Genomic DNA, 10,260 nt, shown 5'->3' on the forward strand with positions numbered 1-10,260 from the left:
ATGCCAGCGAGTTTGGGCTTAATGCCCTTCTTGCCGCATCTTTTGCAGACGAGCATCTGCCAATTTGGCGGCAGTGCTGTTCGGGAACTTGACCACCACATCGTTGAGGATCTTGCTGGCAGCTTGCCAGTTACCAAGTTCATAGTAGGTGTAACCCAATTTCAGCCCGGCATCACCGGCCTTGCCGCTACCAGGATAACGATCCAACACTTTACGGAATTCTTGTTCGGCATCGGAGAAACGTCGTGTGACATAATTCGCCTCACCGAGCCAATACTGGGCATTGCCGGAATATTCACCACTGGGATAACTGGCGAGAAAACTGCGAAACTGGCTGATCGCCTGGTCATAACGGCCATCCTTCAGATCATTGAACGCTTGCTGATACAGCTCACGCTCTTTCGCAGGATCACCCGGCGCCTGTGTTGCAGCAGTCGCTGCCGACCCCGGTCCAATGACCGCCATCGGCGTACGCGGTGTGCTGGTCGCTGACGCGGCGGCCTGATGACTACCCGTTTCCACCTCACGCAGGCGGCGATCCATATCCAGATACAAATCACGCTGCCGCTGCTTTTGATTTTCCAGCTCGTGGTTCAATTCCTCGACCTGGCTGCGCAACGCCTGGGTTTCGTTCTGCAAGGCATCCAGCTTTGACAACATGTCGAGCAGGGCTTGGCTCTCCAGTTTACGGCCAGACTCTGCCTGGGATGCGCTTGCCGTTCGATCAACGACCGGCGCCAAACGCGGTGCCTGTTCCTCGGCGGTCACGAGGGAGGCATAACTCCCCATCGTCCCCGCCAGGAGACAGCACACCAGACGTTCAGCAACTTTCGGCATTATTACTTGCTGTATACGATCTCGACGCGACGATTCTTGGCCCAGCTACTTTCATCGCTGCCAATCACCGCCGGACGCTCTTCACCGAAGCTGACGGTATCAAGTTGGCCCTTGGCAACATTCAACACTTTCATTACTTGATCCACTGCCTTGGCACGACGTTCACCCAGCGCCAAGTTGTACTCAGGCGTGCCGCGCTCGTCGGCATGGCCTTCGAGGGTAACGCGCACCTTGGGATTGGCAGTCAGATAACGGGCATGGGCCTCGATAATCTTGCGCCCTTCTGCGGTCACGTCACTCTTGTCATAATCGAAATACACGGTGAGCTTCGACATCAAATCGTCTGGAACATTGGCCGCCACTGCTGCAGCAACCGTGCTTTCGCTGGTTCCGGCGCTGATTGCGCTACCTGCAGCGCCGCCGCCCAAATCAACGCCCGACGTAGCCGCACCCTTGTCGGCACCCGCTGTCGCCGCACCTTCGGCACCCTTGTCGGAAGTCACAGGCTTGCTGGAACAGCCCCACAACATCGAAACCGCCAAAACCACTGCCAATCCTTTAATTAAACCATTCATCACTTGCTCCTTACCTTTCATTTTTTATTAATCCAAAATTCATCGGCCGGTCAAAAATGGCCCCCACGCAGGTTCCCGCGCGTCACCACCTTCTTCCAGCGCAATACGTTGACTCACACGACCATCGACTGAAACCGCCGCCAGCACCCCTCGGCCACGATGTTTAGTAGCATAGATCGCCATTCTACCATTAGGCGCGAGACTGGGCGACTCATCCAGTTGACCATCGGTCAACACCTGCATCACCTTGGTCTCCATGTCCAACATGGCGACCCGGAAAACCCTACCATCGCCATTGATCAACACCAGACGCTTACCATCCGGCATCACCGACGCACGGGCATTATACTTCCCTTCCCACGTCAAGCGCTTGGGTGTGCCTCCTGAAACGGCAACTTGATAAATCTGCGGGCTGCCCCCCCGATCCGAAGTAAACACCAGACTCTGACCATCCGGCAACCAGCTAGGCTCGGTATCGGCCTGATAATGATCGGTCACCCGCTGCAATTCCTTAGTCGCCAGGTTCATGATATAGATTTCCGAATTCCCATCCTTTGATAGGGACATCGCCAGCCGGGTGCCATCCGGTGACCAGGCCGGAGCGCCATTGATCCCGGGGAAGGCAGAGATGCGTTCCCGATCGCCTGTCGCGACTTCCTGCACAAAAATCATCGAGCGCCCCGCCTCAAACGAAACATAGGCGAGTTTGGTGCCATCCGGCGACCAGGCCGGTGACATCAGCGGTTGCTGCGAACGCATCAACAGTTGCGGGTTATAGCCATCGACATCGGCCACATACAGTGCGTAATAACGCGGCCGTTTGTTTTCTGCCGTGACATAGGCAATGCGGGTGCTGAACGCGCCTTTTTGTCCGGTCAATGCCTCATAGATGATGTCGCTGATCTGATGCCCCAGACGTCGCAAATTACCTTGGCCGACCTCGAAACTGAAACCCGACAATTGTGTTTCGCGATAAACATCAAACAATTGAAACTGGACCCGAACCCGGTCGCCACGCACACGACTCATTTTGCCGATCACCAGATTCGGCGCACCCAGCAACCGCCAGTCACGGAAATTAATTTGCGTACCTTCATGCGGCCGGGCCAGCAAATCCTTTTCCGGCAAGGGCGCAAAACTGCCACTGCGCTCCAGATCCTGCGCCACGACGGTCGAAACATCATCAGGCACCAATCCCGCATCCCCCTGCCAGCCAAACGGCACGATTGCGATCGGCTGCGCACCTTCTTTGCCTTTGGTGATTTCAATGGTCAGTGCCGCCTGTGCCGACTGCCAACAGCACAGACTCACCATAAATACCATCAACACACTACGTAACTTGATCACCAACACTCAGACCTCGGCTTTACTTGGGCTTAAACGTAATATTAAGCACTCTAAACTCATTCCACATGGTCGAATCACGCGGCACGGGCAAGGGTGAAGCACCAAAAACAGCCGTTTCCACCGATTTATTCAACAATGGACTGCCACAACTGCGCACCACACGGGCATCAAGCACCTGACCACCACCAGCCCCCGGCACCAACCGCACTTCCACCACACAAGACGTACCACGCTTCCAATCAGCCGGTTGTATCCAGCGATTTTCAATCGCCTGCTGAATCAGCAACCGATATTTATCGATCTCCTGCTGCATCTGATGCTGATGCTGATGCTCCGCCCGCAAGCGATCATCCTCCGCAGCGAGCTGCTTTTGTAATGCGCGCTCTTCCTCTTCATCGCGGCGCCGCGCCTCGGCCTCTTTACGCTGTTGCTCAACTTCGGCTTTATGCTTGGCATCATCAGCCTTGCGTTGGCGATCTTCCTCTGATTTACGCTGTTTTTCGACCTCCAGTTTACGATTCTTCTCCGTCTCGGCCACCTTCTTCTCTTCGACGATGCGTTTCTTCGCGTCCTCCTGACGTTTAACCTCAGCCTGTTTATGTTTGAGATCTTCCTCAACCTTGCGCTTTACTTCTTCCTGCCGCCGCTGATCCGCAATTCGTTTCTCTTCAATTGCGCGTTGCCGATCTTCCGCCTCACGCTGCTGGCGTTCCTCCTCAGCGCGTTTTTTCTCTTTTTCGGCGTTAAGCTTCGATTCGTCGATCACCGTCGCCTGAATGACTTTCACCGGCGGCATATCGTCCGGCGACCACCAATCCACATGCATCGCCAACACAACGATGGCCGTCACATGAATCAGAAACGCCAGGGCAAAGGCTCTGGGATTATCGCGAATCAGGCTCAACATGATTGGGAATACGCGCCTACTTGCCGCGCCGTGACTCCGGCATTTCGGTCATCAAACCTACGCTTCCCGCGCCTGCCTGCTGCAACAAGGCCATCGCAGCAACCACTGCGCCGTAATCCGCCTTTTTGTCACCACGCACCAGCACTGGCGTCTCGGGATGCCGCCGCAACACTGTTTCCACACGTTTGATTAACGTAGCATCATCGATGGGTTTGCTCTTGCTATCGCCAATGTCGAGAAAATAGCGGCCTTTGGCATCCACAGTCACCACCACCGGTTCGCGCTGCTCATTTTTCAGCGGTTCTGACGCTGCCTTGGGCAAATCCACTTTCACACCTTGCGACAACAGCGGTGCGGTAATCATGAAAATCACCAGCAACACCAGCATCACGTCGATATAGGGAACGACGTTCATCTCGGAAAGATGTTCGCGGCGATGACGAGGGCGGGCCATTATTTAAGTTTCCTTCTTCGGCGCGTGCACCTGCCGTTGTAAGACAGTGGTAAATTCGTCGAGGAAATTATCGTAACGCGTGATTAAACGTTCGGTGTCGGTACGGAAGCGGTTATAAGCGATAACCGCCGGAATCGCAGCGAATAAGCCCATGGCCGTCGCAATCAGCGCCTCAGCGATACCAGGCGCCACCATTGCCAACGTCGCCTGCTGCACATTACCCAGCGCAGTGAATGAATTCATGATCCCCCACACCGTACCAAACAGGCCGATATAAGGACTGGTGGAGCCGACCGTCGCCAGGAAGGGCAGCCGGTCTTCAAGTACATCGGCCTCGCGGTTGAGCATGACGCGCATGTTGCGCTGTGCGCCCTCGACGACCACGGTGGGATCGACTTCGCCTTGCTGCCGCAATTTCACAAACTCGCGAAATCCAGAGCGGAAAATACGCTCCAAGCCGGTGGCGTGCGCATCGCCCGCCGTCTGGTCATAAAGCTTCGTCAAATCGCCACCCGACCAGAAGCGATTTTCAAAACTCTCTGCTTGAGCCTGCGCCTGTTTTAGCAGCTTCCATTTTCCAAAAATAATGGTCCAGGCCATCACCGAAATACCCAGCAATAGCAACATCACCAACTGTACCAGCACGCTGGCATTCAGAAACAAACTCAAAATCGATAAATCAGTGGTCACGCATTATCTCCGTTTTAATAGATTCCGGAATCGGTTTTGGCCGTAGCATGTCAGCATCGATACAGGCGATCTTGACCTCACCGCGGCACAATTCAATCGCATTTCCTTCCGCCTGCTTCAGTACCCGCTGCCCGAAGGTGATGCTGGCACGGCCCAAGTCGCGCAATTCCACGGTCACTTGCAAGGCATCGTTAAAACGCGCGGGTTTCAGATAATCGACAGCGATATGGCGCACGGCAAAAATCACACCATATTCATCACGCACCCGGTCTTGTTCCACCCCCAAGCGGCGCAGCCATTCGGTACGCGCCCGCTCCATGAAACGCAGATAGTTGGCGTAATAAACCACGCCACCGCTATCGGTATCTTCGTAGTAGACCCGGACTGGCCAGGAAAAGTTCTCCATTCCTATCCCTGCTTGTTTGGCCGGCATTATACCGGCTTGATGATAAATAAGGTCGTTTAGTCTTGGTTGAATATATCCAGCGCATCCTGATGCGCCTGTGTCGGCGGGGTCAGACCAAAATGTTCATAGGCGCTGCGAGTAGCGACGCGGCCGCGCAGCGTCCGCATCAAAAAACCCTGCTGAATCAGATACGGCTCCAGCACATCTTCAATCGTGCCACGCTCCTCGCCAATCGCGGCCGCCAGACTGTCGACGCCCACCGGCCCGCCATCGAACTTTTGCACAATCGCCAGCAGCAATTTGCGATCCATCATGTCGAAGCCGTGGCTATCGACATCGAGCAAATCGAGCGCCCGCGCGGCAATCGATGCCGTGATCTGGCCATTGCCTTTGACCTCGGCAAAGTCGCGTACCCGCCGCAATAGACGATTGGCGATACGCGGTGTGCCACGCGAACGACGGGCAATCTCACGCGCGCCTTCCGGATCCATGGTCAACCCCAGGATGTGCGCTGAGCGTTGGACGATCGACGTCAGATCGGCATTATTGTAAAACTCCAGCCGCTGCACGATGCCGAAACGATCGCGCAATGGCGATGTCAGTAACCCGGCACGCGTGGTGGCGCCAACCAGCGTAAACGGTGGCAAATCGAGTTTGATCGAACGCGCGGAAGGCCCTTCACCGATCATGATGTCGAGCTGATAATCTTCCATCGCCGGATACAGCACTTCTTCCACTACCGGACTCAAGCGATGAATCTCGTCGATGAACAACACATCGTGCGGCTCGAGATTGGTCAGCAATGCCGCCAGATCGCCTTGCCGCTCCAACACCGGGCCGGAAGTGTGTTTCAGCGCCACGCCCATCTCATTGGCGATGATGTGCGCCAGCGTCGTTTTACCTAATCCCGGCGGGCCAAAGATCAACGTGTGATCGAGCGCCTCTTTGCGGCGGCGCGCCGCTTCGATGAAGACTTCCATCTGTTCGCACACTGCCGGTTGACCGACGTAGTCGCGTAACAATCGTGGCCGAATCGCACGATCAATCGCCTCCTCCTCACGGACAGCGGCAGGCGCAATAAAACGGTCAGTTTCAATCATTAATGTCAGTTCCAATTAATTTCTACGTAGGATGCGGTGAGGAACGAACCGCATCGTTCGCGATTAACAAAATGCTTTTAATCCCTTCTCCCTCAGGGAGAAGGTTAGGATGAGGGGATCCTACATGTAGGGGCGGGTTTTAAACCCGCCCCTACCACTGCCTCTCAACAATTTCTAAACAGTCGCCGCCGCCGCCTTCAACGCCCGGCGGATAATCTCTTCACTCGCCAAACCTTCGGCCTCGACACCGTTCACCATCCGGCTCGCCTCTTGCGGTTTATAACCGAGCGCGATCAGCGCGCTGACGGCATCGTTCAGCGGATTATGCGGCATCGTCACCGTACTCCCCACGCTCGCCGCTTGATCACTCACCGCCGCAAACCGGTCACGCATTTCAATAATCAAGCGCTCGGCGGTTTTCTTGCCGATACCCGGCAAGCGCACCAGACTCGCAATATCGTTATCGCGCACACAACGGGCAAAGGTATCCGCCGACATGCCAGAAAGAATCGCCAACGCCATCTTGGCGCCGACACCGTTTACTTTCAGCAAGGTGCGAAACATCAACCGTTCGGATTCGTTAACAAACCCAAACAACAGATGCGCATCTTCACGCACCACCAAATGCGTATGCAAGGTCACAGGCTGCCCCGCTTCCGGCAGCGAATAAAACGTGGTCATCGGTGCCTCGACTTCATAGCCGACACCATTCACATCCACCAACAAGGCTGGCGGCCGTTTCCAGATTAACGTACCGCGTAGACGGCCGATCATGCGTGCGCCTCCTTCAAATAATTCACTGACTGCCGCGTATGGCGATGGCACAAGGCACACGCCAGCGCATCCGCCGCGTCCTGCTGTGGCAATCCCGGCAAGTTCAACAAAGTACGCACCATAAATTGAATTTGTTCTTTATCGGCATGACCTTTGCCGGCAATTGCTTTTTTAATTTCCGTCGGGGAATATTCAAACACTGGCAAGTCTTGCATCACCGCCGCGCAAATCGCCGCGCCGCGCGCCTGCCCTAATTTCAGCGCCGTATCGACATTCAAGCGCACAAACACGCGCTCGATCGCCAATTCGCTGGGCGTATATTCAGTCACAATCTGGCTGATGCCTTCGTAGATGGACTTCAACCGCTCCGGCAGAGAATCGCCCTCCGTACGCAAATGGCCACTCACCACGTACGACGTGCGGCCGCCACGCACTTCAATCACACCAAAACCGGTGCGGCGGGAACCGGGATCAATACCGAGGATACGCGCCGTCATGCCACTCCATAATCTCAACAACAGTTAACAACCCGCTATTCTTCCCCCTCTCCCACTTGTGGGAGAGGGGCTGGGGGAGAGGGGAACACGTTTCCGCATTGACCTCCCTCTCCCTAACCCTCTCCCGCAAGCGGGAGAGGGAACTAGATGCCTTCCCTGCAAAGGTTCGTACGATACTTTATAACCGGCTACAACTGCGCCATAATTTCGTCCGGGATGTCGGCATTGGAATACACATGCTGCACATCATCCAGGTCTTCCAACATCTCGAGCAAGCGTACCATCTTTTGTGCGTCATCCAAACCCAAGGCCGCGCTGGTCGAGGCCCGCATCGTCACCTCCGCGCTCTCCGGCGTTAGCCCTGTTTTTTGTATGGCCTCTTTCACCCCGGCAAAGGCCGTCGGCGAAGTCAGCACCTCCAGCGAGCCATCGTCATGGGTAATCACGTCCTCGGCGCCAGCCTCCAGCGCTGCTTCCATCACCTGGTCCTCGCTCGTCCCCTTGGCGAAGTTAATCACCCCTGCCTCGGTGAAGAGATAAGCCACTGATCCTGAAGTCCCGAGATTGCCGCCGCACTTGGTAAAGGCATGGCGCACCTCGCCCACCGTCCGGTTGCGGTTGTCCGTCATGCAATCCACCATCACCGCCACCCCGCCGGGACCATACCCCTCGTAACGGATCTCCTCGTAATCAGCGCCGCCCGTCTCACCGCTGCCGCGCTTGATCGCCCGGTCGATGGTGTCGCGGGTCATGTTCTGATCCAGCGCCTTATCGATCGCTGTCCGCAACCGCGGATTGGAATGGGGATCGGCGCCGATCTGCGCCGACACCGTGATCTCACGGATTATCTTGGTAAACATCTTGCCACGCTTGGCGTCCTGGGCTCCCTTGCGGTGGCGGATATTGGCCCACTTACTATGACCTGCCATGGTGTCCTCGTACCGGTAAAACAATGGCGCGAGTTTAACATTTGTGGGGATAAATGTAGGTCGGGTTAGGCGTAGCCGTAACCCGACAGGTTGTCGCCGAAGGCGACACATTATTGCTTTTATTTGTGTCTCTGGCGCGACGTTTATTAGGGCGGGCTTCCGCGCCCGCATGACGGGTTCATTTCTTTGCTTGCCCAAAGAAACGAACCAAAGAAAGGGCACCGACGACGCCGTACAGGGATGTACCAGTGCCGCGAAGCACAGGGATGTGCGACAGCGGCCTTGTTCACCATTCCCTGCGCTTCTCGCCGGGATCGGGCTCGCCAGACAGGCCATCCCTGGCCTGCTGGCTCGTTCGCGCATCCATGCGCGAACCCTTCGGGCTATTCCTCACCCGGCTGCGATGCTCGGCGGCGTCGGATGGGGTATTATGGTGGCACACTGATAGCCAATAAGTGCATCTTACTCACCGAACATGATTCCTATCAAAAATGCAGCCGAATTTACGCGCCTTCTGGTCGCGCTATCCGAAGACGTAATAGATGCAAACATCCATTACAGACTTTACTGCGATCTTTTAGATGCGAGAGACAAATACCCTAGAGTCATAGCTCAATCTCCAGCATTTTGGGGAATAACACTCAAGTCACATTTAAATTCATGCTTGCACCTGCTCACCAGAGTCTTCGATCAAGATCAGCGTGCGCTACATCTCAAAAGTTGGCTCATTACCATTAAGGAAAATATATCGTTTTTTGATGAAATCAATTTTAGAGAACGCCTAAAGAACAATCCCTTCATTGATAGCCTTGCTCAAGATCCGCGCCGTCCAGACGACCAGCAACTGGATAGTGATATTGCTAGTTGCTCTGACAGCGATGAGCTTGTTAAAAGGTTAATTATCCATAGAGGAAATAGCATCGCTCACAGAAATGCAAAAAACGCGGCGACAGGAAAACATGTGAGTGATAATCATCCACTGAGTTTTGAAGATTTAGAGGAATTACTAAATCGTGCGATCACGATACTCAATAGGTATAGCGATCTTTTTGAGGCAAGCACATACTCAACGCAAATGATTGGCCATGATGATTACAAGCGTATTTTTAAATATGTCGATGAGGGCGTTGCAGAACTAAGAAGAAAACATCAAGCTCCTGAGCTTGATAAATAGAGATATGACTGATTCTTCCCCATCCGACGCCGCCGAGCATCGCAGCCGGGTGAGGATTAGCCCGAAGGGTGGCCGCATGGATGCGGCCACGAGCCAGCAGGCCAGGGATGGCCTGTCTGGCGAGCCCGATCCCGGCGAGAAGCGCAGGGAACGAAGTTCGGAACGCCGGTCGCTCTCGCAAACTTGAGAGTTAAATGACGTGAGCACACTAGCACGGCGTCGTCGGTGCCCTTTCTTTGGTTCGTTTCTTTGGGCAAGCAAAGAAATGAACCCGTTATGCGGGCGCGGAAGCCCGCCCTAATTACGTCGCGTTAGCGACACGAATAAATACACCACCCCGTCCGCTTCGCGTCCACCCCTCCTCGCACGCAAGGAGGGGATAAAATTCAATATTGCGTCGCCTTCGGCGACAACTCGTTGGGTTACGCCGCTATGCGGCTAACCCATATATGGTCTCCTCCCGTTTTGCAAGACACCGTACACACTCTGACAGGGACAGGATTGCTTCCATATATCCGGCCTATTGACGAAGAAGTTACTCCTCTGGCCTCGATGTGGTCTGCGCGTATC

The 10,260-nt window shown here is 55.0% G+C and carries 12 protein-coding genes; 1 reads left to right on the forward strand and 11 read right to left on the reverse strand.

Annotation, left to right across the window (positions count from 1 at the left end):
- Positions 1–18: 18 nt before the first annotated feature.
- The 11 genes from ybgF to HY272_02330 form a co-directional block, all read right to left on the reverse strand.
- Entirely contained in the window at positions 19–837 is an 819-nt protein-coding gene (gene ybgF / locus HY272_02280; GenBank protein MBI3771517.1) for a tol-pal system protein YbgF, read from the reverse strand.
- 2 nt (positions 838–839) lie between these two features.
- Positions 840–1,412 carry a peptidoglycan-associated lipoprotein Pal gene (gene pal / locus HY272_02285; protein MBI3771518.1) on the reverse strand — a complete coding sequence of 191 codons (573 nt, stop codon included), beginning with the start codon at positions 1,410–1,412 and terminating at the stop codon, positions 840–842.
- Positions 1,413–1,451: 39 nt separating this feature from the next.
- Positions 1,452–2,735 carry a Tol-Pal system beta propeller repeat protein TolB gene (tolB, locus tag HY272_02290; protein ID MBI3771519.1) on the reverse strand — a complete coding sequence of 428 codons (1,284 nt, stop codon included), beginning with the start codon at positions 2,733–2,735 and terminating at the stop codon, positions 1,452–1,454.
- A gap of 43 nt (positions 2,736–2,778) precedes the next feature.
- Positions 2,779–3,666, reverse strand: coding sequence for a cell envelope integrity protein TolA (gene tolA / locus HY272_02295; GenBank protein MBI3771520.1), 888 nt, complete (start codon positions 3,664–3,666; stop codon positions 2,779–2,781).
- Positions 3,667–3,682: 16 nt separating this feature from the next.
- A complete protein-coding gene (gene tolR, locus HY272_02300; GenBank protein ID MBI3771521.1) occupies positions 3,683–4,120 on the reverse strand; it encodes a protein TolR in 438 nt (145 codons plus the stop codon).
- Positions 4,121–4,123: 3 nt separating this feature from the next.
- The gene (gene tolQ, locus HY272_02305; protein MBI3771522.1) at positions 4,124–4,810 is read right to left on the reverse strand and encodes a protein TolQ; all 687 of its coding nucleotides are present in this window, start codon (positions 4,808–4,810) and stop codon (positions 4,124–4,126) included.
- Complete coding sequence (gene ybgC, locus HY272_02310) at positions 4,800–5,216, reverse strand: tol-pal system-associated acyl-CoA thioesterase (GenBank protein MBI3771523.1); 417 nt, start codon at positions 5,214–5,216, stop codon at positions 4,800–4,802. The genes tolQ and ybgC overlap by 11 nt, the downstream gene beginning before the upstream one ends.
- A 56-nt stretch (positions 5,217–5,272) precedes the next feature.
- Positions 5,273–6,316 carry a Holliday junction branch migration DNA helicase RuvB gene (gene ruvB / locus HY272_02315; GenBank protein MBI3771524.1) on the reverse strand — a complete coding sequence of 348 codons (1,044 nt, stop codon included), beginning with the start codon at positions 6,314–6,316 and terminating at the stop codon, positions 5,273–5,275.
- Between the two features lie 174 nt (positions 6,317–6,490).
- Entirely contained in the window at positions 6,491–7,090 is a 600-nt protein-coding gene (gene ruvA, locus HY272_02320; GenBank protein MBI3771525.1) for a Holliday junction branch migration protein RuvA, read from the reverse strand.
- Positions 7,087–7,587: a crossover junction endodeoxyribonuclease RuvC gene (ruvC, locus tag HY272_02325; GenBank protein MBI3771526.1), complete on the reverse strand. Its 501-nt coding sequence runs from the start codon at positions 7,585–7,587 to the stop codon at positions 7,087–7,089. Before ruvC ends, ruvA begins: the two co-directional genes overlap by 4 nt.
- A 188-nt stretch (positions 7,588–7,775) precedes the next feature.
- Positions 7,776–8,516, reverse strand: a complete 741-nt coding sequence (locus HY272_02330; GenBank protein MBI3771527.1) for a YebC/PmpR family DNA-binding transcriptional regulator — start codon at positions 8,514–8,516, stop codon at positions 7,776–7,778.
- Positions 8,517–8,991: 475 nt separating this feature from the next.
- Here HY272_02330 and HY272_02335 point away from each other — a divergent pair, with 475 nt between their 5' ends.
- A complete protein-coding gene (locus tag HY272_02335) occupies positions 8,992–9,690 on the forward strand; it encodes a hypothetical protein (GenBank protein ID MBI3771528.1) in 699 nt (232 codons plus the stop codon).
- The last annotated feature ends 570 nt before the right edge of the window (positions 9,691–10,260 follow it).

The sequence above is a fragment of the Gammaproteobacteria bacterium genome, assembly GCA_016200485.1.
GTDB lineage: Bacteria > Pseudomonadota > Gammaproteobacteria > Tenderiales > Tenderiaceae > JACQEP01.

Coding starts and splice junctions, on each gene's coding strand:
- ybgF (MBI3771517.1), bottom strand. CDS start 837: ATGCCGAAAGTTGCTGAACGTCTGGTGTGCTGTCTCCTGGCGGGGACG.
- pal (MBI3771518.1), bottom strand. CDS start 1,412: ATGAATGGTTTAATTAAAGGATTGGCAGTGGTTTTGGCGGTTTCGATG.
- tolB (MBI3771519.1), bottom strand. CDS start 2,735: ATGGTATTTATGGTGAGTCTGTGCTGTTGGCAGTCGGCACAGGCGGCA.
- tolA (MBI3771520.1), bottom strand. CDS start 3,666: ATGTTGAGCCTGATTCGCGATAATCCCAGAGCCTTTGCCCTGGCGTTT.
- tolR (MBI3771521.1), bottom strand. CDS start 4,120: ATGGCCCGCCCTCGTCATCGCCGCGAACATCTTTCCGAGATGAACGTC.
- ybgC (MBI3771523.1), bottom strand. CDS start 5,216: ATGGAGAACTTTTCCTGGCCAGTCCGGGTCTACTACGAAGATACCGAT.
- ruvB (MBI3771524.1), bottom strand. CDS start 6,316: ATGATTGAAACTGACCGTTTTATTGCGCCTGCCGCTGTCCGTGAGGAG.
- ruvA (MBI3771525.1), bottom strand. CDS start 7,090: ATGATCGGCCGTCTACGCGGTACGTTAATCTGGAAACGGCCGCCAGCC.
- ruvC (MBI3771526.1), bottom strand. CDS start 7,587: ATGACGGCGCGTATCCTCGGTATTGATCCCGGTTCCCGCCGCACCGGT.
- HY272_02330 (MBI3771527.1), bottom strand. CDS start 8,516: ATGGCAGGTCATAGTAAGTGGGCCAATATCCGCCACCGCAAGGGAGCC.
- HY272_02335 (MBI3771528.1), top strand. CDS start 8,992: ATGATTCCTATCAAAAATGCAGCCGAATTTACGCGCCTTCTGGTCGCG.